General features: G+C 73.7%; 19 protein-coding genes and 1 pseudogene. 11 read left to right on the top strand and 9 right to left on the bottom strand.

Annotated elements, in window-relative coordinates; genetic code table 11:
- Positions 1-98 precede the first annotated feature (98 nt).
- The 3 genes from NBH00_RS13275 to NBH00_RS13265 all read left to right on the top strand — a co-directional run bounded on the left by NBH00_RS13275 (position 99) and on the right by NBH00_RS13265 (position 2,805).
- Positions 99-1,052 carry an ROK family protein gene (locus tag NBH00_RS13275; RefSeq protein WP_254569071.1) on the top strand — a complete coding sequence of 318 codons (954 nt, stop codon included), beginning with the start codon at positions 99-101 and terminating at the stop codon, positions 1,050-1,052.
- Between the two features lie 78 nt (positions 1,053-1,130).
- A complete protein-coding gene (locus NBH00_RS13270; protein ID WP_254569070.1) occupies positions 1,131-2,324 on the top strand; it encodes a diguanylate cyclase domain-containing protein in 1,194 nt (397 codons plus the stop codon).
- Positions 2,325-2,400: 76 nt separating this feature from the next.
- Positions 2,401-2,805, top strand: a complete 405-nt coding sequence (locus NBH00_RS13265; protein ID WP_254569069.1) for an ATP-binding protein — start codon at positions 2,401-2,403, stop codon at positions 2,803-2,805.
- Here NBH00_RS13265 and NBH00_RS13260 read toward each other — a convergent pair.
- Positions 2,798-3,358, bottom strand: coding sequence for a hypothetical protein (locus tag NBH00_RS13260; protein WP_254569068.1), 561 nt, complete (start codon positions 3,356-3,358; stop codon positions 2,798-2,800). The genes NBH00_RS13265 and NBH00_RS13260 overlap by 8 nt on opposite strands.
- A 127-nt stretch (positions 3,359-3,485) precedes the next feature.
- On the opposite strand from NBH00_RS13260, the gene NBH00_RS13255 reads away from it, so the two are divergent.
- A complete protein-coding gene (locus NBH00_RS13255) occupies positions 3,486-3,743 on the top strand; it encodes a hypothetical protein (RefSeq protein WP_254569067.1) in 258 nt (85 codons plus the stop codon).
- A gap of 19 nt (positions 3,744-3,762) precedes the next feature.
- On the opposite strand, the gene NBH00_RS13250 is transcribed toward NBH00_RS13255, so the two are convergent.
- The 5 genes from NBH00_RS13250 to NBH00_RS13230 form a co-directional block, all read right to left on the bottom strand.
- Positions 3,763-4,020, bottom strand: a complete 258-nt coding sequence (locus NBH00_RS13250) for a hypothetical protein (protein ID WP_254569066.1) — start codon at positions 4,018-4,020, stop codon at positions 3,763-3,765.
- Between the two features lie 137 nt (positions 4,021-4,157).
- A complete protein-coding gene (locus tag NBH00_RS13245) occupies positions 4,158-5,777 on the bottom strand; it encodes a L,D-transpeptidase (RefSeq protein WP_254569065.1) in 1,620 nt (539 codons plus the stop codon).
- 143 nt (positions 5,778-5,920) lie between these two features.
- On the bottom strand, positions 5,921-7,003 hold the full coding sequence (locus tag NBH00_RS13240) for a hypothetical protein (RefSeq protein WP_254569064.1): 1,083 nt from the start codon (positions 7,001-7,003) through the stop codon (positions 5,921-5,923).
- On the bottom strand, positions 7,000-9,417 hold the full coding sequence (locus NBH00_RS13235) for an AAA family ATPase (protein WP_254569063.1): 2,418 nt from the start codon (positions 9,415-9,417) through the stop codon (positions 7,000-7,002). The genes NBH00_RS13240 and NBH00_RS13235 overlap by 4 nt, the downstream gene beginning before the upstream one ends.
- A 74-nt stretch (positions 9,418-9,491) precedes the next feature.
- Positions 9,492-10,931, bottom strand: coding sequence for an alpha/beta hydrolase (locus NBH00_RS13230; protein ID WP_254569062.1), 1,440 nt, complete (start codon positions 10,929-10,931; stop codon positions 9,492-9,494).
- 134 nt (positions 10,932-11,065) lie between these two features.
- Between NBH00_RS13230 and NBH00_RS25260 the strand changes: the two genes are divergently transcribed.
- From NBH00_RS25260 to NBH00_RS25520, 5 genes and pseudogenes are all read left to right on the top strand, one after another.
- The gene (locus tag NBH00_RS25260) at positions 11,066-11,200 is read left to right on the top strand and encodes a hypothetical protein (RefSeq protein ID WP_302182631.1); all 135 of its coding nucleotides are present in this window, start codon (positions 11,066-11,068) and stop codon (positions 11,198-11,200) included.
- Positions 11,201-11,269: 69 nt separating this feature from the next.
- On the top strand, positions 11,270-12,727 hold the full coding sequence (locus NBH00_RS13225; RefSeq protein WP_254569061.1) for an NAD(P)/FAD-dependent oxidoreductase: 1,458 nt from the start codon (positions 11,270-11,272) through the stop codon (positions 12,725-12,727).
- A gap of 47 nt (positions 12,728-12,774) precedes the next feature.
- Positions 12,775-15,018, top strand: coding sequence for a DUF6351 family protein (locus tag NBH00_RS13220; RefSeq protein WP_254569060.1), 2,244 nt, complete (start codon positions 12,775-12,777; stop codon positions 15,016-15,018).
- A pseudogene (locus tag NBH00_RS13215) lies at positions 14,916-16,115 on the top strand (acyl-CoA dehydrogenase family protein); the annotation flags it as partial. The gene NBH00_RS13220 and the pseudogene NBH00_RS13215, both read left to right, overlap by 103 nt.
- Positions 16,088-16,261: an acyl-CoA dehydrogenase family protein gene (locus NBH00_RS25520; protein WP_367401329.1), complete on the top strand. Its 174-nt coding sequence runs from the start codon at positions 16,088-16,090 to the stop codon at positions 16,259-16,261. The pseudogene NBH00_RS13215 and the gene NBH00_RS25520, both read left to right, overlap by 28 nt.
- Positions 16,262-16,285: 24 nt before the next feature.
- Here NBH00_RS25520 and NBH00_RS13210 read toward each other — a convergent pair whose 3' ends face one another.
- From NBH00_RS13210 to tnpC, 3 genes are all read right to left on the bottom strand, one after another.
- A complete protein-coding gene (locus NBH00_RS13210) occupies positions 16,286-16,846 on the bottom strand; it encodes a VOC family protein (protein ID WP_254569058.1) in 561 nt (186 codons plus the stop codon).
- 27 nt (positions 16,847-16,873) lie between these two features.
- Positions 16,874-17,272: a DUF1801 domain-containing protein gene (locus NBH00_RS13205; RefSeq protein ID WP_367401328.1), complete on the bottom strand. Its 399-nt coding sequence runs from the start codon at positions 17,270-17,272 to the stop codon at positions 16,874-16,876.
- A gap of 89 nt (positions 17,273-17,361) precedes the next feature.
- On the bottom strand, positions 17,362-18,792 hold the full coding sequence (tnpC, locus tag NBH00_RS13200) for an IS66 family transposase (RefSeq protein ID WP_254569056.1): 1,431 nt from the start codon (positions 18,790-18,792) through the stop codon (positions 17,362-17,364).
- Positions 18,793-18,967: 175 nt separating this feature from the next.
- Here tnpC and NBH00_RS13195 point away from each other — a divergent pair, with 175 nt between their 5' ends.
- Positions 18,968-19,951, top strand: coding sequence for a carbon-nitrogen hydrolase family protein (locus NBH00_RS13195; protein WP_254569055.1), 984 nt, complete (start codon positions 18,968-18,970; stop codon positions 19,949-19,951).
- A gap of 500 nt (positions 19,952-20,451) precedes the next feature.
- Entirely contained in the window at positions 20,452-20,715 is a 264-nt protein-coding gene (locus NBH00_RS13190; protein WP_254569054.1) for a hypothetical protein, read from the top strand.
- Positions 20,716-20,870: the final 155 nt, after the last annotated feature.

Here is a 20,870-nt window from a genome sequence, read left to right as displayed (position 1 = left end):
GGCGCCCGGCGCTCCCGCGCGCCGCGGACCGCGTTCCGCGTCGCCACCGTGCCTGCCGTGGCGACGACCGAGGCGACGACCCACGTAGGCTCGTCCTCATGACAGCACGCGGCGGGATCGACCTCGGCGGCACGAAGATCCAGGCGGTCGTGGTCGGTGAGGACCATGAGGTGCTCGGGCAGGCCCGGCGGCCCACGCCGACCACGGGCGGCCCGCAGGACGTCGCCGACGCGATGGCCGGCGCGCTCGGCGACGCGGCCGAGGCCGCCGGGGTGAGGACGAAGGCGCTCGGCGGGGTCGGCGCGGGCTCGCCGGGCATCGTCGACGCAGGTGCGGGGACCGTCAGCGGCGCGCGCAACCTCCCCGGCTGGGAGGGGACGTTCGCGCTCGGGGACGCGCTGTCGCGGGCGCTCGGCTGCCGGGTCGCGCTCGGGAACGACGTCCAGGTCGCGACCGACGCGGAGTTCGCGCTCGGGGTCGGGCGGGCGTACCACTCGCTGCTCGGCGTCTTCTGGGGCACCGGCGTGGGCGGCGGCATCGTCCTGAACGACGAGCCGTGGCTCGGCCGCGGCGCCGCCGGCGAGATCGGGCACGTCGTCATCGAGCGGGACGGCCTGCGCTGCCCGTGCGGCCGCCGCGGCTGCATGGAGGCGTACGCCGGCCGCGGCGCCCTCGAGATCCGCGCGCGCAAGCTCGAGGCCAAGGGCGAGAAGACGAAGCTCTTCAAGCTCATGGAGGAGCACGACCGCCCGCGCCTGACGAGCGGGATCTGGGCGCGCGCGCTCGACCAGGGCGACAAGCTCGCCACGTCGCTCATCGACGAGGCCATCGCCGCGCTCGGCGTCGGCGTCGCCTCCGTCGTCAACGTCCTCGACGTCGAGGCCGTCGTCCTCGGCGGCGGGATGGGCGTCCGCTTCGGGGAGCCGTTCGCGGACCGCATCCGCGAGGCGATGGCGCCGCACCTGTTCAGCAGCGACAACCCGCCGGTCTTCGAGATCGCCGCGCTGGGCGACCTCGGGGGTGCGATCGGCGCCGCGATGCTCGTCGCCTGAACACCGCCGCCGCGCCCGGACGCCGCGCACGCGGCGCGGGCGCTCAAGGCCCGCTCGGCCACGACCGATACGTCCCCGATGACGATGGGGGAACAGACGCCGGCGGCGTCGGTCGCCGGCGAGGCGGTCGTCAACGGACACGAGCACGCCCACGGCCACCTCGTCGAGTTCTACGAGAGCGACGCGTTCCTCGTCGAGACGGTGCGCGACTTCCTCCTCCCCGTGCTCCGCGACGGCCACGCCGCCGTCATCGTCGCGACCGCCGAGCACCGCAGCGCGTTCCGCCTCGCCCTCCAGGACGCGGGCGTCGACGTGGACGACGCCGAGGCCGCCGACCGCCTCGTCATGCTCGACGCCCGCGACACGCTCGCGCGCATCATGGGCGACGACGGCCCCGATCCCGTCCGCTTCGCGGCCGCGGCCCGAGCCGTCCTGGGCCGGGCGGGCGCGAACGGGGACCGCGCCGTGCGCGTGTACGGCGAGATGGTCGCCCTCCTGTGGGCCGACCGTGAGATCAACTCGGCGATCGCGCTCGAGGGCCTGTGGAACGACCTCGGCGAGGTCATGCCCTTCTCCCTGCTGTGCGCGTACCCGATGGACGCCTTCGACGACGCCCAGAGCGCCGCCGCCTTCGCGGCCGTCTGCGACCTCCACAGCCACGTCATCCCCGCCGAGGGCTATTCGCGCCTGCCCGCCGGCGACCCGGACGAGCAGCGGCGGGTCGTCGCCTCGCTCCAGCACGAGCTCGCCGCCCTGCGCGCCGACCTCACGCGCGTGCGCTCCGAGCAGGCGCTGCTCGAGGAGTACGCGTACGTCGACTTCCTCACCGGCGTCGCGAACCGCCGCGTCTTCGAGAACGCCCTCGCGCGCGAGTGGGCCCTCGCCCGCCGCGACGAGCTCGACTCCCACATCGTCGTCCTCGACCTCGACGGCTTCAAGGCGCTCAACGACGAGGACGGCCACGCCGCCGGCGACCACGCGCTGCGCCGCTTCGCCCACGCCCTGCGGCTCACCGCGCGCAGCACCGACATCGTCGCCCGTCTCGGCGGGGACGAGTTCGCCGTGCTCCTCACCCGCTGCGACGCCGGCGCGGCGAACATGTTCGTCTCGCGGCTGCGGAGCGCGGCCGGCAGCCGGGCCGGCGCCCCGATCGCCTTCAGCGCCGGGGCCGCCTCGCTCGCCCGCAGCCTCTCCCCCGCCGAGGCGCTCGAGCGCGCCGACCGCCAGATGTACGCGCGCAAGCCGCAGCGCTGCGGCACGACCCCCCGCTGACGCACGGCCCCGTGCACCGCCCCGGCCGCCCGAGGTCCGGGTTCGCGCGAGGCCGCTGACGGGCATGCCGGGGGACGTGCCCACGACCCCCACCACCGTCGTCCTGCCCGCCGTCCCGGCCTCGGCCGCCGCCGCGCGGCGCCAGGTCTGCGCGCAGGTCGAGGACGCCGAGGCGGCCGAGACGGTCGCGCTGCTCGTCAGCGAGCTCGTCACGGTCGCCCTCGTGGAGGGTGAGCTGACGCCCCAGGACACGATCACGATCCACACCGACCCGCTCGACCACGGTCTGCGCGTCACCGTCTGCGACACCGCGATGGAGGCCGAGGCGAGGATGGCCGGTCACGGCGCCGTCGAGGTCCACCGCCATGGCGGCCCCGGAGGCCTGGGCCTGAAGATCGTCGCGCGGCTCGCGCGGCGCTGGGGGATCACCTCGTCGCACCCGGGCACCCGGGCGTGGTTCGAGGTCGACGGCCTCAGATAGTCCCGGAGAACCAGGCGAGCAGCACGGCCATCACGACGACGACGAACGCCGCGTAGGCGACGAGGACGCCGGCGTTCGGGCCACGGGCGGCGAGCCGCTCGGCCGTGGCCGGCGGCCCGTGGTCGGCCAGGCCCGCGAGCAGCACGAGCCACCCGGCGCCGACCGGCACGATGACCGCCGGGACCGCCCACCAGTGGCCGCCCTCCGCCATCGCGAGGACGAGGCTCACCGCCATCGCCGCGAGCGCGCCGGTCGCCGGGAGCCCTGCCTCCGTCGCGCCCGCCCCCGACGCCGGCAGCGCGGCCGTGAGGAGGACGACGAGGGCCGCACCGCACACGGCGCCCCCGGCGACGAAGACGTAGTAGCTGCCCGCCACGGCGACGAGGATCGGGCCCACGACCGCCATGAGCCAGGCCGCGCCGATGACCTCCTCGGACCACAGCGGCTCCGGCGCCGCCTCCCGCGGGGCCGCCGGGCGCGGGCGCTCTCCGCGCGGGCGCACGGCGGCGCCGAGCGCCTGCCGATCTCCGATGCGCGCCCGCTGCTCGGTCATCTCGCCATTATGTCTCCGGCCGCATGCGGTGGATAGGGCCGCGCGCCGATCCGCCGCGCCCCGCCGTTCGGGGGGTCGCACGCCAACTATGTGGACGTCCGACTACCTCCTGTCCTACCATCGGATCATGGCGATCAACGTTTCCTCTCCCACGGACGACTGGAGCGCGGTCTTCAGCGGCGCCGAGGCGCTCGCCGGCGAGCGCGCGCGGCCCTACGGCGTGGCCGTCGAGGCGGCTCTCGAGGACCTCACGGCCGCCGCGGCCAAGGGGCGCCCGCTCGCGGGCCACCTCCGCGCCGCCGCGCAGGCCGGCTGCACCCCGGACCAGATCCTCGGCGCGCTCGACGAGCTGCGCGGCGCGGGCCTCTCGGCACCGCCGCTCTGACCCCCGGCAGCCGCCGCGGTCACCAGACCGTCGTGCCCGGCGGGAACACGTGCCGCACCGACACGAGCCGGCCGCTGCGGCTCCACACGCGGACGACGAAGGAGCCTCCGCCGCACGTCTCGACCGCGACGTCGCAGCGGGGATAGCGGACGACGAGTGCTCTGAGGGAGTGCAGCTGGGCCTCGGTCAGGACCGAGAGCTCCTCGCGCGCGTCGAGATCTGCGGGGGACCGGATCACGAAGCGCTCGGCTGACCGGACTGCGAAGGGCGTGGACATGGGGGGACTCCGGACGAGGATGACGGGGGCGGGCCATCCGGTCCGCGGCGCTCCGGCGCCGCGGTCCGAGGACCCACGGTACGCCTCCCCGGCGGTCTGGCGCAAGGGCGCTCGTCAGATGAGCCTGACGGGCGCCGTTACTGCTCGATCGTGACGAGTGTCCCGATCGGCGTGTACGGCCAGACCTTCGCGGCCGTGGCCAGGGGCAGCTCGACGCATCCGAGGCTCTGCGGGGTCCCGAACGACGCGCGGTTGAACGAGTGCAGCGCGTCGCCGCCGTTGAAGTAGCTCACCCACTTGATGCCCGGGTCGTGGTAGTGCGACCCGTCCGGGTTCGTCCCGCTCATCGTCGTGACGGCGAGGTGCTCGAAGACGGGGAACGTCCCGAGCTCGGTCGGCGCGGCCGGGACGCCCGTGTTGCCCGGGGACGTGAGGACCGTGTGCCCGGCGTGCCACAGCGTGAGCCGCTGCGGCACCCTGCGGTGCACGTAGACGTAGTTGTAGCCCCCGGCGTGGCGCTTGCCCGCGATCGTGTCGTCCAGGAGCGCCTTCCACACGCCGGCGCCCGCGACGGCGTCGACGGCGAGGTGGTGCTCGTCCTGGAACATCATGAGCGCGCCCCGGGTGATGACGTCGACCTTGCCGGGCGTCCACAGGCCCTTGAGCTCCTTCGGCGTGTTCGCGTAGCGCCAGCTGAAGGTCCCGTCCGGCGCCTGCGACGCGGCGCGCGACTGGGCGGCGCGGGTCCTCGCCACCGGCGTCCCGCTCGGGGCCCAGTCGAGCGGCAGGTACCCGGCCTCGGCGAGGAGCTGCTGCAGCCGCAGGGTGGAGCCGGGCTGGCTCGTCCAGGAGACCTCCCGGACGGCGCGCACGTCGCGCCCGTCCTGGCCCGCGATGCCGACGGTCCGCGGGAGCGTCACGTGGACGGCCTGGCCGAAGCCCGTGCCGTAGCCGGACGGCGTGAAGACGAGGGTATGGCTGTCGGGCTTCGTCCACCGGCCGGGCGTGGAGGGCGACAGCGCCGGCTTCGTGCCGCCGAGCGCCTGGCGCACCGGGACGGAGAAGGTGAGGCGGATCGGCTCGGCGGGGCCGCGCAGGCCGCCGGGCTTCGGGCTGACGATCGCGACGGGGACCTTGGCCTTCGGGAACCAGTCGACCGTCGCCTGGTGGTCCAGGCGCAGCCACGGCCGGGCGCTGGCGGCGATCTTCACCGAGCCGGCCGCGGCGGGGCGCCCGAGCGAGACCGTCGTGGCGGGCGTCGCGAGGCGGCGCTCGGAGGCCTGGTGCCCGAGGACGTAGGAGACCCGTTCGACGGTGCCGTCGAACGGGACGCGGACGGTGCCGTCGGCCGCGGCGTCGATCCAGCGCGAGGCGACGGACGCCTGCGGGGTGCGGAGGGTGAGGTGCTCGTGCCGGACCTTGCCGAGCGCCCAGGCGACGATGCCGGGCCGCCGCACGTCGACGGTCACGCGGACCCGCTGCCCGCTGGCGAGCTGCTTCGCCGGGGTCAGGAGGTCACCGGTCCGGACGAGCGGCACGGTCTTCCCCGAGGCGGTGACGACGCGGGCGCCGGTGACCGTCCCCCCGAAGGCCGAGAGGTGGACCCGCGCGAGCGCCTCGTCGTCGGCGCCGAGCGTCGCGCCCGACCAGTGCACGACCGCGAAGGCCGCGCCGGCGAGGAGGACGAGGACGAGCGCCGCGGCGCCGCCCGCCCGCGGCAGCCAGGAGCGATCGCGGGTTCTCGTCGGCTCGGGCACGCGACCAGGGTAGGGCGTCGGCGGCCCGGTTCGCGCCGGAATGCCGCGCGCTGCAAGCCCGCGTGCATCCCCGGGCGCCCGTGGCGCTCAGGGCGTCTGCGCGATGACGGTGTCGCCGCTGCGGAGGCCGGGCGCGGGAGCCGTCAGCCGAGCGGGTCGAGCACGAGGAAGCCGCGGGTGTCGGAGTTCGCCTGGGTCAGGCTGAACTTGAACAGCGTCGACAGCGTGATCGCCTGCACGAGCCGCGCGTCCGGGGATTTCGCGACCGACGACACGGTCGGCGTCTGCGGGGTGAGGGACGCGTCCAGCGGCACCTGCTCGAGCTGCTTGCGCAGCTGTGAGCGCTTGAAGAACAGGGCCTCGTTCGCCGTCTTGCCGGGTGGCGGCGGCATGAACACCACGACCTGGTCGACGGCGATGTACCGCAGGGTGTAGAGCGCGAGCTCGAGCGCCTCACGGCGGAGCAGGAGGTGGCGCTTGACCGACGGCCTGCCGGTGGCGATCGAGCAGCGGGCGCCGAGGCCGCAGAGCCGGTAGAGGACGGCGGTGCCGGACTCGAGGTCGATGTTGCCCCCCTGGCTCGCCGGCTCGCGCAGCGCGACGGTCAGCGGAAGCCCGGCCGCCTCGAGCGGACCCCCGGTGACGGCCACGAGCTGCTTCCGGTCCGAGCCGCGGTACTCGCGGCCGACGCGGGTGGCGATCTGGGCGACCTGCTGCTCGCCGGTGCCGTGGGGGCGCCACGCGGACCACGCGACGCCGGTCGGCGCCGGCTTGCTGTCGTGCCCGTTCCCGGCGAGGATGAGGACGGAGACGCCGATGCCGGCGACCGCGAGCGCGAGCAGCGCGCCGGCGATCGCGCCGATGCGGCGCGACTGCTTCGGCGGGATTCCCCGCTCCCCCGTCGCCGGCACGGATCCGGCGGGCTGGCGGACCGGGAGCAGGTGCTCGTCGTCGCCGGCGTCGTCCGGAGGCCCGGGCGCGTCGCCACCACCGAACGTGGACCACGGCTCCTCGACGGCATCGCCGTCGACGACGTCGCCGGGGAGCAGCCCCTGGGCGCCGGCGGGCAGCAGGTCCTCGAGGCGATGCTTGGGCCGGGTCCCGGCCGGGTCGTACGGCCGGGAGGCGGCGAAGCCGGCGTCGCCGGGCTGCGGGCGGGCGGGCTCCGGGCGGCCGGGTCCGGTCTCCTCGGGCGCGGTCTCGTCGGTGATGTGCTCGTCGCTCACAGCTTCGGCCAGATCGTCTCGTCGTGGATGTCGATCGCGGGCGCCTCGAGGTGGGCCGCGTCCAGGAGCGCGACGACCTCGTCGCCGTGCAGCTCCTTGCGCTCGATGACGGCCTCGGCGATCTGCGCGACCTGCTCCCGGTTGTGCCGGATGAGGCAGACGGCGGTGATGTACGCCTGCCCGAGCATGATCGCGGCGGCGCGCTGCTTCGCGCGGTCCCCGAGGATCGCCCCGATCGGGCTCGGGTTCATCATGTTCCCGGTGCCGGCGCGGTTCATGATCCGCGCGCCGATCCCCTCGAAGCGGTCGTACAGCTCCTTCTCGTACTTGTCGCGGGCCTCGTCGTCGGCGAAGTCCATGCCGCTGAGGTCGATCGGCTCGGGGCCCATCCCCCAGACCCCGACCATCAGCGCGGCGAGCGACGTCGCGGAGCCGACGTCGCCACCGACGCCGCGGCCGTTTTCGCCGTAGAAGACGTGTTCGGCCGCCATCGCGCCGAGGATGTGGACGAGGCGCCCGACGTCCTCGTGGCGCCAGCGGGAGAAGCGCTCCTCCTTCTCGCGGGCCATGTGGTGGCCGAGCGAGCCGCCGCGCATCCGGATCGACAGGCGGGTGGACTCGACGCCCTCGCAGTACACGTGGCTCGCGACGGCGTGCCCGGCCTCGTGGATCGCGACGGCGCGCGTCTCCTCCGGGACGTAGTCGACGCCGACGGCGGTGCCGGTCTCGATCGTCGTGATCGCCTCGATGAGGTCCGGCCAGGAGAACTGGGCCCGCCCGTCGGAGTGCGCGAAGGTCAGCGCCATCGACGTCGCCTGCTCGATCATCGCGGGCGAGTAGCCGCCGGTGATGCGGGCCATCTCGTCGCGGCGCTGCTCACGGTCGAGGTCCGGGTCGTGGTCGACCTTCGAGAGGTAGAGGTCGAAGATGTCCTTGCGGTCGTCCTTCGTCGGGGTGCGGAACCAGACGTGACGGCCCATGCGCCCCGGTCGGATGAGCGCGGGATCGAGCTCCTCGATGTCGACGTTCGTCGCCCCGATGAAGTACACCTGCTCCGAACGGGGACGCGGAGCCTTGAGCCGCAGCGACCGGCCGCCGACCCGCTGGGGCACGATGTACGAGGCGTCCAGGAAGGTGTTCCACTTCTTCGTCGTCCACTTGCGGAGGACCGGCGGACTGTCCATGCCGTCCATCTGGACGAGCAGCTGGTTCAGCGCCATGCCGCCCCCGCCCATCATGCCGCCCATGTAGCGGGTGACGATCGACGGGGCGACGACCGCGCTCCCGCCGCCGTGACGCTCGCGGAAGAGCCGCTCGCGCCAGGCGAGCGACTCGATGACGACATCGCCGCTGGACGTCATCGCGCCCCACGGGCCGTGGAAGAGGTGATCCTCCGGGCGGTCGACGGCGAAGCCGCCCGTGCGATGGCCCATCATCCCCCCGAGCCCCTGGCGGCGGCGGCCGACGGCGTCGATCTCGTCGATGAAGATCATGCACGTGCCGCCCCACTTGCGGGCGAGGCGCCGGGCGCGGGCGATGAGGATCATGACCATGACGACGTCGAGGCCGATGAACGTCTGCGCGAAGCCCGACCCCGGCATCGTCATGAGCGGCGAGTTGAAGCTCGTGGCGATCGCCTTGGAGAGCATCGTCTTGCCGGTGCCGGGCGCGCCGATGAGCAGCAGGCCGCGCTCGGGCTTGCCGCCGGCCTCCTTGAACTCCTCGCCGGCCGCCCACAGCGTGATGACGCGCTCGACGTCCTTCTTCGGCTCGCGCTGGCCGCGGACGTCGTCGAGGCCGACGCCCCAGTCCGACTCGCCCGGCTCGAACGACTTCATCTGCATCACGCCGAACATGAGCAGCGGCCCGAAGAAGATGAGGAAGTTCACGAGGAAGAACATCGGGAGCTGCGCGAAGGTGATGACCTGCTGCAGCGCCAGCGTGATGCGGTCCTGCTTGGAGAAGCTGTCGCCGAACGCCTTCAGCGGGTTGAAGAACGGTGCGCCCTTCCCGAGCAGCACCTGGGACAGCAGCTGCCCGAAGAGCAGCACGATCCCCGCGATGAAGAGGTAGACGACGATCCGCCGGAAGCGGCTGCGCCAGTACCAGCGGCGGCGCCGGAAGATGACGTCCTCGGCCTTCGTGCGCTCGTCGGCGTTGTAGAGGCTCGGGCGCTCGACGAGCCGGTGGCAGATGATGTCGACGAGGCCGCGGAACGCGGCGATCGCGAGCAGCGTCACCGGCAGGGCGACCCAGACCGGCCAGTCGCCGACCTGCGCCAGCGCGAGGAACAGCGCCGGCGACGTGAGGATCGCGACCGCGGTCGCCCCCCGTCCGAGCCGGCGCCAGGCGAGCGCGAGCGCATCGCTGTCTTCCCGTGTGACGGGACCGGCCTGTGGATCACGTGCGCTCATGGGCTCTGGCTGGAGGGTACGGACCGTTCACGCCCCGTACAACGGGCTACGACCCGACGTGCCGCGGGTCCGGACTACCCACCGTGGGCGCTCAGCCAGCGGTCCATGGCCGAGCGGAACGCGTCGTGCGTCCGCCCGAGCGTCACGGCGTGTCCGGTGTCCGGCAGCTCGTCGAGGGTGACCTGCGAGGACGCGGGGTAGGCGGTCGCCGCGGCGAGCTTGTTCGTCGGCGGCGTGAAGAGCGCGTCGTCGGCCCCGGAGACGATCAGGACGGGCGCGCTGATCGTGTGGCTGAGGAGCTCGTTGCCGATCAGTCCCTGGAGCGCCGAGAGCAGGTCGCCGCACGGATCGCGGGTGCGGCGCGCGAGGACGTCCTTCGCGACGGCGGGGTCGATGTCGTGGAAGTGCGCCGCGGTGAAGTCCGCGTCGGTCCGCCCGAACGGCGCGTAGTTCGGGGAGCCCGTGGTCCCGTGCGCGCGCTGGGGCGCGGTGAGGCAGTCGCCCCCGGCGGTCGCGAACTGGGCGAGCGCGAGCGGGGACGGCACGTCGTTGTAGGCGATGACGGCGATCGCGTCGGCGCTCGAGAACGCGTACTGCGTGATCTCGGTGATGAGGCCGCCCGCGGAGTGGCCGGCGAGCAGGACGCGGTCGAAGGCGCGCGGCGTCCCCGGGACGGTGAAGCTGCCCTTGCGCAGGGCCTTGATGACCTGGTCGGCCATGTCGGCCTGGGCGGGCAGGCAGGTGGCGTTCCCGTCCGGGAGGTCGTCGTGCGACGGGTTGCCGAGGCGGTCGATGACGACCGAGGCGTGCCCGGCCTGCGCCTGCTGCAGGCCGTAGTCGTAGCCCGGCACGCCCTGGTAGCGGAAGAAGAGCTCGCCGGTGTAGCCGAGGCCGTGGAGGTACAGCGTCACCGCCGGCTTCGGTGCGTCGAGGACGGCGCGCGGCGCGACCAGGGTGCCGTGGACGGTGTACGGCCTGCCGTCCGGCGTGCCGGGCGGGCAGGGCAGCGGCGTGCGATTCCGGTTCACGACGCCGAAGCTCACCGGGACGTCGACGATCTCCCCCACGCCGACCCGGGCGAAGGCCGCGCGGCCGAAGCGGCCGCTGCGGGAGCGCGTGCGGACGCGCAGGTCCGCGGCCGGGCCGCCGGCGCCGGTCAGGTCGGTGGTCAGCGGCGTGCGGCGGGCGCCGAGCGTGACGGTCCTCAGCGCCGTCCAGCGGCCGTCCTGGCAGCGGTCGACGACGACGGTCGAGCCGCGGCGCGAGGTCCGGACGCGGTCCAGGCGGGCCGCGGAGACGTGCAGCGCGAGGGCGCCGCCCGCGGGCACCGTGCGCGCGGTATGCGTCGCGCCGCAGAGCCGGACCGGCGCCGGGCCCGTCCCCCCGGTGAGCGTGACGGCGGGCGCGGCCTGCGCTCCGGCGGCGGCCACGCCGCCGACGACGACGATGCCCGCAACGGTCCGGGCGAGACGGCGCGCGGCCGGGAGGAGCGGGCGGAGAGCAGGACTGGACACGGTGTCAAGCCTACGGCCGGGACGCGGGCCCCGACAACCGCGAGCGCGAGCCCGGCGCGTCACCACCCGTCGGGGTCCGATCGAACATCCGTCCGTCGTGCGTGAAGTCACGATCTCCCGGGCACACGGCACGCATGCTCCTCATCCTTGCCATCGTCCTGTTCATCATCGCCATCGCGGGCGGGGTCATCATCCACCCCATCCTGTTCGCGCTCGCGATCGTCGCGCTCGTCATGTACTTCAGCGGCCGCCGCGGCGCCGCCATCTGACCCCGCTGGGGGACGCCGTCCTCCTGCTCGGAGGACGGCGGGCCCCCGGCGCCCTCGTAGTGTCGGCGAATGGGAATCGAGACCGCCGACGTCGTCATCGTCGGGTCACGCTGCGCCGGGACGGCGGCCGCCGTCCCCCTCGCCCGAGCCGGCCGCGAGGTCGTGCTCCTCGATCGCGCCCGCTTTCCCGCGGACGCGCTGTCCACCCACGTCCTCGTGCCGAACGGCGTCGCCGAGCTCGAGCGCATGGGCGCGCTGGAGCGCATCCTCGCGCTGAACCCCGCCCGGCCGCAGCACCTGCGGATCGAGGACGGCGACATGGTCGTCCGCGAGCGCTTCCGCCCCTTCGACGGGATCCCCTACGGCGTGTGCGTCCCGCGCAAACTCCAGGACGAGTGCCTCGTCGCCGCCGCCCGCGACGCGGGCGCCGACGTCCGCGAGAAGCACACCGTCACGAACGTCGTCTGGCGCGGCGGGCGGGCCGCCGGCGTGGCCTACACCGACGCGGACGGCACCGAGCGCGAGCTCCACGCGAAGCTCGTCGTCGGGGCCGACGGGCGCCGCTCGCGCGTCGCCGCCGAGGTCGGGGCGTGGACCCCGTACCGCGGGTCGCGCAACGGCCGCGGCTTCGCCTTCCGTTACATGGACGACCCCCAGGCCGGCACCGAGCGGTACGACGAGTTCGGCGTCTACCGCGCGGAGCGGACCGTCGCCCTCACGCTCCCCTCGACCCCCGACGGCCGCGTGCTCGTCGTGTGGATGTGCCCGGCGGAGGACATCCCGTCCTTCCGCGCCGACGCCGAGGCCGCCTGGCAGCGCAAGCTCGACGGCGACCCCGCGATCGCGGCGCGCCTCGCGGGCGCGACGAACATGACGAAGGTCCGCTCGACGGCCGACCTCTCGGCGTACTACCGCCGCTCGAGCGGACGCGGCTGGGCGCTGGCCGGTGACGCCGGGCACTTCAAGGACCCGGTGACCGGCAACGGCATGCGCGACGCGCTCCGCCACGGGCGCCTGCTCGGCGAGGCGGCTGCGACGACGCTCGACGACCCGTTCGCGCTCGACGCGGCGCTGCGCCGCTGGGAGCGCGGCCGCGACCAGGACACGCTCAGCACGTATCACTGGGGCAACCGCGAGTCGCGCCCCGAGCCGGTCGGCGACCTCGTGCGCGAGGTCCTGCGCACGTTCTCCGGTGACGACGCCCCGGACGTCTCGGACACCTTCAACCGCGCGCGGACGATCGAGGCGATCATCTCGCCCGACCACCTCGTCAAGGGGCTCGTCGCGGCGCTGCGCCGCCCGGGCGCGGATCGGGCGCGCATCCTGCGCCAGGTCGCGCGCGAGCTGCCGCTCGAGTGGCAGGCACGGCGCAACCGCCGGCTCGACGGCTTCCGCTCGACGCGGCCGACCGGCACCGAGCGCCCGGACTGGACCGTCGGCCCCGCCCCCGGCCCGCCGTCGTGGCGCGTGGCGGCGACGGGCGCCGCGCCCGCCGACGTCCGCGCGGAGACGCCCGCCGCCGCCTGACCCCGCGCCCCTGGCGCACGGACCGCGGGCACGTGTAGCGTCCGCCCATGCCTCTCGGGTCAGGGAAGACGCCGGCGGCGATCGCGCTCCTCTGCGCGCTCGCGGCGCCGGCGACGGCGACCGCGCACGTCGCGCGGCCGGCGCCACCGGTCATCACGGACGTCTCCGGGCGGGCCGACCTCGTGTCCGGCGGTGACGTCCTGCTCCACGTCGACCTCCCCGCGCGGGCCCGCCACGCGCGGGTGCGCGTGACGCTCGGCGGGCGCAGCGTGACGCGGCGCTTCCGCCGCAGCGGGCTCGCCATGGACGCGCTCCTGACCGGGCTGAAGGTCGGCCTCAACCTCGTCGACGTCCGGCTCCCCGACGGGACCGGCGCGCGGCTCGTCGTGCGCAACCATCCGCAGGGCGGGCCGGTCTTCGCCGGGCCGCAGCCGCAGCCGCGCACCTGCCAGAAGGGGGCTGTCGACGCGCAGTGCAACGCCCCCGCGACCTACACCTTCCTCTACCGGTCGGCGAACCCGCTCACGAAGGGCCTGCAGCCCTACGACCGGTCCAGGCCGCCGGCCGACGTCGCGACGACGACGACGCAGAACGGACGCAAGGTGCCGTTCGTCGTCCGCCTCGAGACCGGGTACCAGGATCGCGACCAGTACCGGATCGCCACGCTCTACGACCCGGGCCGGCCGTGGACCGCGCTCGACCCGCAACCGCAGTTCAACCACAAGCTCCTCATCGCCCACGGCGCGAGCTGCGGCGTCTCCTACGCCCCCGCGACCGCCCCGAGCGTCACGAGCTACAACCCGGCCGACCTGCTCGGGCTCCCGGTGAGCACGCCGCCCGGCATCTTCGCCGACAGCGTCGAGTTCGCGCTCGGGCAGGGGTACGTCGTCATGTCGACCGCGCTGGACAACAGCGGCCACAACTGCGACGTGACGACCCAGGCCGAGTCGCTCGTCATGGCCAAGGAGCACGTCATCGAGGCGTACGGGACCCTCCGCTACACCATCGGCACCGGCTGCTCGGGCGGGTCGCTCGCCCAGCAGTGGATCGCGAACGCCTACCCCGGCATCTACCAGGGCATCCTGCCGACGTGCTCGTTCCCGGACACGTGGTCGAGCGCGACGCAGGTCATGGACTACCACCTCCTGCGGGCCTACTTCGAGCATCCGGACACGTGGGGGCCCGGCGTCGCCTGGTCGCCGACGCAGTTCGGTGCCGTCGAGGGCAACCCGCTGCCGGTCGACGCGATCGTCAGCGACATCGGCTTCTTCGACGCGATCGTCCCGACCCACGCCTGCCCCGGCGTCAGCGCCCAGCAGCTCTACGACCCGCAGGCGAACCCCGGCGGCGTGCGCTGCTCGATCGCCGACCTCGCGGTGAACGTCTTCGGCCGCCGCCCACCCGCGGTGTGGAGCCCGGTCGAGCAGGCGCTCGGCCACGGCTTCGCCGGCGTGCCCGTCGACAACGTCGGCGTCCAGTACGGCCTCGCCGCCCTGCGGGCCGGCGCGATCACCCCCTCGCAGTTCGCCGACCTCAACGCCCGCGTCGGCGGCCTGAGCATCGACATCCGGCCGACGAAGGCGCGCATCCGGGCCGACACCCCGGCGCTCCCGAACGCCTACCGCAGCGGCATGATCAACGAGACGAACAACCTCGACCGCACCGCGATCATCGACTGCCGCGGCCCCGACCCGGGCGCCGCGCACGACTCCTACCGCGCGTTCGCCGTCCGGGCGCGCCTGGACCGCGAGCACGGCGGGCACGGCAACCAGCTCATCTGGGAGGGCCCGGCCGTCATCGTCGGCGACACGCACTGCGCGCAGCTGAGCCTCGTCGCGATGGACCGCTGGCTCGCCGCGGTCGAGCACGACACGTCCGGCGCGCCGCTCGCGCGGAAGATCGTCGCCGACAAGCCCGCCGACCTCGGGGACACGTGCCTCAGCGGTGTCGGGCAGGTGGTCGCCAAGGGCCTCTGCCCCGACGCCGTCGTCCCGGTCTACGGCACCCCGCGCATGGTCGCGGGCGACGCGATCACGACCGACGCGAACAAGTGCGCGCTGCGCCCGCTCGACCGGGCCACCGAGGGCGCGACCTTCACCGACGCGCAGCGGGCAAGCCTGCAGGCGACGTTCCCCGACGGGGTCTGCGACTTCTCCCGCCCGGGGGTCGACCAGCAGGGGACGGTGGCGTGGCTCGGCTACCAGGACCGCCGCGGGAGGGTCATCACCGGCGGGCGCCCGCTCGGCCCCGTCCCCCACTCGGTCGCGCTACGGCGGCGGGCCCGCGGGTAGCCACGGGCCGGCCGGCCGCCCGCGTTAGGGTTCGCGCCGTGCCGAGCGACGTCCCCGTCCTGCCCCCGCTCGTCGCGCCCGAGCCCGGGGCGCTCGGCGACCTGCGCCGCCGGGCCGCGGACGTCGCCGCGCGCATCGCGCCCGACGCCCGGCGCTGGGACGACGAGGAGACCTTCCCGCAGCCGTCCTTCGAGCGGATCCGCGACGCGGGCCTGCTCGGGCTGACGGTCCCGAGGGCCTATGGCGGCGACGGGCTCGGCGTCCGCGAGGCATGCGTCGTCCTGGAGGAGCTCGCCGTCGGCTGCATGTCCTCGGCGATGGTCGCCCAGCTCTACCTCAACGGGCCGCCCCGCGCGATCGCGACGCTCGGCGACGAGGCCCAGCGCCGCCGCTACCTTCCCGGCGCCGCCGACGGCACGCGGTCCTTCGCGATCGCCATCAGCGAACCGGGCGCCGGGTCGGCGGCGACGGAGCTGCAGACGTGCCTGCAGGCCGACGGCGACGGCTTCCGGCTCACCGGCGAGAAGTGCTACATCACGAACGGCGTCACCGCCGACACGATCCTCGTCTCCTGCCGCCTCGCCGGGACGACCGGATCACGTGGGCTCGGCGCCGTCGTCGTCGAGGCCGGGCAGGACGGGTACGCGCCGCCGCGCTCGCATCCGAAGATGGGTGGCCGGGGCATGTCCGAGGCGGCGCTGGCGTTCGACGGCGTCCGGATCGACCCTGGCGCCGTCATCGTCGCGCCGGACGCGGACTCGAGCCGCGGTGCCGCGATCATGCTGCGCCAGTTCAACCCCGAGCGCTGCGGCAACGCGGCGATGACCCTCGGCGTCGCCCGCGCCGCGCTCGACGAGGCGCGTCTGCACCTGCGCACGCGCCGCCAGTTCGGACGCGAGCTGGCGGAGTTCCAGGGGCTGCAGTGGAAGGTCGCCGACATGGCCACGCGCCTGGAGGCCGCGCGGCTGCTGCTCGCGAGCGCCGCGTCCTCCGAGGAGGACGGCTTCCCCGCGATGCGCCTCACGGCGATGGCGAAGATCACGGCGAACGAGACCGCCGAACCGAGTTCATCTGCCGCGAGGCGATCCAGCTGCTCGGGCACGGCGGCTACACCCGCGAGCACGAGGCCGAGCGGCGCTACCGCGACGTGCGCGGCATGTCGCTCGCGGGCGGCACCCTGGAGATCATGCGCAACGTCCTCGCCGGCGAGGTCCTCGGCCGGCGCTTCCGCCAGCAGCCCTGACGGCCGCGCGCACCCCGGCGGCGCTCAGCCGTCGTCGGACAGCGACTCGCGCCGCCCGCTGAGCTCCTCGATCGCGTCCGCGAGGTGGACCGTGTCGATGTTGTAGTCGCCCCGGGCGACGCGGATCCGGTGGGCCGCGAGGAGGACGTCCGCGTGCGTGAACCCGTGCGGCGGGACGAAGCGGTAGGCCGCGAGCTCGATGAGGAGCCCGAGCGGGTCCTTGAAGTAGATCGAGTCCATGAACCCGCGGTCCTTCACCCCGCTGTGGTGGATGCCGCGCTCGTCGAGGCGCTCCACGGTCTGGGCGAACGTCGCCGCCGAGATCGCGAACGCGAGGTGGTGCACGCAGCCCGGCTCGGTCGGCGTGCGGTCGCCGTCCCCCTGCCGCTCCTCGTTCGTGAAGATCGTGATGAGGCGCCCGTCGCCCGGGTCGAAGTAGAGGTGGCTCTCGGCCGGGTTGTCGAGGTTGGGCTGCTCGAAGACGAACGGCATGCCGAGCACCCCCTCCCAGAAGTCGATCGACGTCCGCCGGTCGGCGCCCGTGAGCGTGATGTGGTGGACGCCCTGGCTCTGCAGCTTGCGCATGGTTGACGCTCTCCGGGTGGTGGTGGTCTACGACGCGTTGAGCTCGACGGCGGCACGCACGAGGGCCACGAACGCCGCCTCGTCGATCGCGGCGTCCTGACCGATGTCGATCGCCCGGCGCGCGTTGCCGTCGAGGCTCGAGTTGAAGATGCCGGCCGGGTCCGGCACCGACGCGCCCTTCATGAACGTGAGCTTCACCTTGTCCTTGTACGTCTCGCCGGTGCAGATGATGCCGCCGTGGCTCCAGACCGGGACCCCGAGCGGGTTGGAGGGCTTGCGCCACTTGATCTCCTCCACGACGTCGGGATCGGCCTCGCGGATGAGCCCGCGCATGCGGGCCAGCAGCGCGCCCCGCCAGTCGCCGAGCTGGGCGATGATCGTGTCGATGACCTCGGCGGGGTCCTCGGTCGAGGCGTCGTCGGATATCCCCGAACCCTCTCAGACCCGGCCCGGAGACGACAGAAGCCCCGCACCAGCAGGGCTTCTTGTAGGCGTTCAGTGCCCTGCGGCTGGTGTTAGGCCAGCAGCGGCACTGGTTCGCTGTGTGCGTTGGCGTGGAGCACCTGGATGAGGTACTCGTGGAGGCTGCGGCCTTGCATGCGGCAGGTGGTGTGGGCGGAGAGCAGCCGGGCGATGCGGGCTTCGCCGTTTTCGGATTGGCTGCCGAAGCTGAGTTTGCGGTAGATGACGGCGCCGCGTAGGCCGCGTTCGGCGTGGTTGTTTGTCGGCGTGACGCCGGGCTGGCGGGCGAAGGTCCAGAGGGCGGGCCACAGGTTCAGCAGGCCGCGGGAGAAGCCGCGGCCTTGGCGGTAGCGCACTTTCTTGCCGCCGTGCTCGCGTAGCACCGGTTTCAGCCGTCGCTGCAGAAGCCGGATCTGGCGCTGCAGTTCGGGGCGGTCGCCGGTCTGCTGAAACGCGGCCCAGGCGGCGAACAGGTCGGCGCAGACGGCGAGGCCGGCCTCACCGAGTTGTTTTTCGATGCCGCGGCCTTCGGCTTGGAAAGCGAAGTCGCGCTGCAAATGTGACCAGCAGATCTGCCGTCTTCGGACCGGCAGATGGTTGTAGGCCCACCACCTGTCAGAGGTGATGATCGCCCGGCTACCACCGAGGAGTTCTTTGGCGTGGTCATCGTGGCGGCTTGCGGTGATCTGCAAGATCGCGTGACGCTCGGTGAACGCCCCCCACATCGCGCGCTGTCCACCGCGCAGGCGCCAGCCGGTCTCGTCCATGTTCACCGCCGACGCTGAGCGGACGCGGTCAAGGAGGTCCTCGCACGGGACGATCAGCGCGTCGGCGACGCGGGCGAGGATGGTGTCGACGGTCCCGACGCTCACGCGGGCGTTGAACAACTGTTCGCAAAGCTCGACCACGTCGCGGCGGCTGATGCGGTTGCGGACCGACAACGTCACGACCGCCGCCTGCAGCCGCGGACCCAAAGCGCTCGCGGCGACTGCCGCGGGAAGTTCGCCGCGCCGCTGAGCTCCGCAGCCGGGACAGATCACGTGGTGACAGCGGTGCTCGGTCACGGTGACGGCCATCACCGGCAGCTCCTCGACCTGATGCCGTGCCGGGCCCCCGACCGCAACCAGGTCGCCCGGGGCGAACAGCCTGCCGCACCCGCATCCGGCAGGCCAGTAGTCAACGACCTCGTCAACCGCGGCGGCCTCAAGCAACGAGCGACCCTTGCCCTCATGCCCGGGCTGACCGCCCGGTGCCCGGCCTGACGGGCCCTTCACCCGCGGCGGCACACGAGGCGGGTCGGCGCTCGGCGGCTGCGACGAGTTCCGCGACGACCGGCCCAGCTGCCGCTCCAGCACGGCGATCCGCTCGTCTTGCTGAATGACGCGCTTCTCAAGGCGCTGGACCTGCTCGTCCAGCCGCATCAACACCGCGACAACGACATCGCGGCCCTGCTCATAGATCGCCTCCGCGTCCTGCCGCTCCACACAACCAAGTTCGACAACCCCCGGTTATGTCCCCCCGACCAACTGAACGCCTACGGCTTCTTCACGAGGGGTGGAGTGGCTGGCCGATGGGACTACCCGGTGAGCGCCCGAACACCGCGAAGCCAGAGGGTCGTCGGGCGCTGACACCGCGACACCGCGCTACTACCCTGCGGCTATGCGTGTCGCCGCCGTCCAGCTGGAGTCCGTCGTGGCCGACGTCGGCGAGAACTTGCGCCGCTGTCGCGCGTTGGCGGACGAGGCCGCCGCGGCGGGCGCCGAGTGGATCATCCTGCCCGAGTTCTTCACCACCGGCATGGCCTTCGACGACCGGCTCGCGGGCGCAGCGCTGCCGCCCGACGGCGCAGGGATGCAGCTGCTGGTCGACATCGCGCGGCGTCACGGGATCGTGGCCGGCGGGTCGTTCCTCTGCCGCGATCCGGACGGCCACAACCGCAACGCGTTCTTCCTCGTGGACCGCGACGGGACAATCCTCGGCCGCCACGACAAGGACCTCGCCACGATGTGGGAGGCCTGCTACTACACGACGGGCAGCGACCCCGGCGTCATCGCCGGCCCGGGTGGCGTTCCCGTCGGCGCCGCGGTTTGCTGGGAGCTCATGCGCACCCAGACCGTCCACCGGCTGCGCGACCGCGTCGACCTGCTCGTCGGCGGCTCGGCATGGTGGTCAATCCCGGAGTACCCGCCCAAGGCGCTGACCCGCAAGCTCGAGGCCGCCAACGCGCGCACCGCGGCAGGGGTCGCGCCGGCGATGGCGCGGGCGCTCGGCGTGCCCGTCGTCCACGCGGCGCACTGCGGCTCGATCGTGTGCGGCGTGCCGTGGGTCCCGGGCCTGCCCTACCGCGGGCACTTCCAGGGCGGGGCGGCCATCACCGACGCCCACGGCGGCGTCCTCGCGTGGCGACCGGCGTCGGCCGGCCAAGGGATCGTCATAGCCGACGTCGACCCGCGACAAGTCGCGCCGACGCTCGACGTCACCGACGGCTATTGGCTGCACCCCCGCGGCGCGGTGGCGTCGGTGTTTTGGACCTATCAGCGCGCGCACGGGCGCCGCTGGTACGAGCGCCACGCCCGCTCACGTCCCGCAGACGCCCGGAGCCTTGACGAGCTGCTCGGCGCCCGCGAGCACCAGACGGCCTGAGCGCCCGCCGCCGCACCCAGTGCAGCAGCCGCTCCGCGGCGTCTCGACGACCGAGCTGCGCGGAACTGGGCCGCGCCGCGCGCCGACCGCCGTGCGGGCTGCCGGCCGACGACCGCCACAACGGGCTGGTCGTCCATCTTCACGTCGCTTGATGCCGTTGCGGCCGGCCCGTCGGCGCGGACGTCGCGCGAGCTGGCCCGCGACCCCAGGCGCGCGGGACTCCGCGAACCCCGGCGCGCAGACGACACCTGGCAACCAAGCCTCGATCCACCGTTGTGAGTTGTCGTCGCCGGGCGCGGCGGCCGCGCGCTCGTCGAGGCGGTCGCGAGTGTCTCGGTGGGGCCGCGATGCGGGCAAGCGAACGCCGGCGGTGTGGCACGGATGGTCGTTGCGGAGCCGGGCCGGGTCAGGCGGGTGGCGGCAGCGCGCGGATGCGGGCCAGGGCGGCGAGGAAGTCGTGTGCCCAGGGCCAGCGCGCGGATCGCGAGCTCGACGACGGCGTGCTGGCGGTGCTCGGCCTCTACGATTTCCAACGGTTCGGTGCGGTTGGTCAAGGACGCGAAGTGCCGCCAGTTAGGCCACAGTTCGGCTTGCGCACCGAGCAGCCGGGTGCGGCGCACGACCAGACGCTGGGTGCCGATCATCGTCTGCGCGATCTGGGCCTCGCCGTCCGCGGGGTAGTCCTCAAGCGGCTGCCAGCGGTCTCGGGGATCGCAGCGATCGCGGCAGGAATCTTGCCCTGGCGGCGCACCCCGATCGAATAGGTCCAGCCCGCGGCTTCGAGCTTGGCCATCAGCTTCTTGTTCCAAAACCCGGAGTCCGTGCGCAGCAGCTTCGGGCCGGTGGGCGCCCTGCTTGGCATGGCCGTTGAGCCGTCCCGGGATCGACGGGGACTTCTGAAACAGGCATTCGGTCTGTT

The sequence above is a fragment of the Paraconexibacter antarcticus genome, from assembly GCF_024220175.1.
GTDB classification, from domain to species: domain Bacteria; phylum Actinomycetota; class Thermoleophilia; order Solirubrobacterales; family Solirubrobacteraceae; genus Paraconexibacter; species Paraconexibacter antarcticus.
Note: the sequence above shows the minus strand (reverse complement) of the source record. Positions and strands in the feature narration are given on the sequence as shown.

Excerpts from the sequence above, each read along its gene's own strand:
- NBH00_RS13275 (WP_254569071.1), top strand. The coding sequence starts at position 99 with ATGACAGCACGCGGCGGGATCGACCTCGGCGGCACGAAGATCCAGGCG.
- NBH00_RS13260 (WP_254569068.1), bottom strand. The coding sequence starts at position 3,358 with ATGACCGAGCAGCGGGCGCGCATCGGAGATCGGCAGGCGCTCGGCGCC.
- NBH00_RS13225 (WP_254569061.1), top strand. The coding sequence starts at position 11,270 with ATGGGAATCGAGACCGCCGACGTCGTCATCGTCGGGTCACGCTGCGCC.
- NBH00_RS13235 (WP_254569063.1), bottom strand. The coding sequence starts at position 9,417 with ATGAGCGCACGTGATCCACAGGCCGGTCCCGTCACACGGGAAGACAGC.
- NBH00_RS25260 (WP_302182631.1), top strand. The coding sequence starts at position 11,066 with ATGCTCCTCATCCTTGCCATCGTCCTGTTCATCATCGCCATCGCGGGC.
- NBH00_RS13250 (WP_254569066.1), bottom strand. The coding sequence starts at position 4,020 with ATGTCCACGCCCTTCGCAGTCCGGTCAGCCGAGCGCTTCGTGATCCGG.
- NBH00_RS13220 (WP_254569060.1), top strand. The coding sequence starts at position 12,775 with ATGCCTCTCGGGTCAGGGAAGACGCCGGCGGCGATCGCGCTCCTCTGC.
- NBH00_RS13255 (WP_254569067.1), top strand. The coding sequence starts at position 3,486 with ATGGCGATCAACGTTTCCTCTCCCACGGACGACTGGAGCGCGGTCTTC.
- NBH00_RS13210 (WP_254569058.1), bottom strand. The coding sequence starts at position 16,846 with ATGCGCAAGCTGCAGAGCCAGGGCGTCCACCACATCACGCTCACGGGC.
- NBH00_RS13195 (WP_254569055.1), top strand. The coding sequence starts at position 18,968 with ATGCGTGTCGCCGCCGTCCAGCTGGAGTCCGTCGTGGCCGACGTCGGC.
- NBH00_RS13270 (WP_254569070.1), top strand. The coding sequence starts at position 1,131 with ATGACGATGGGGGAACAGACGCCGGCGGCGTCGGTCGCCGGCGAGGCG.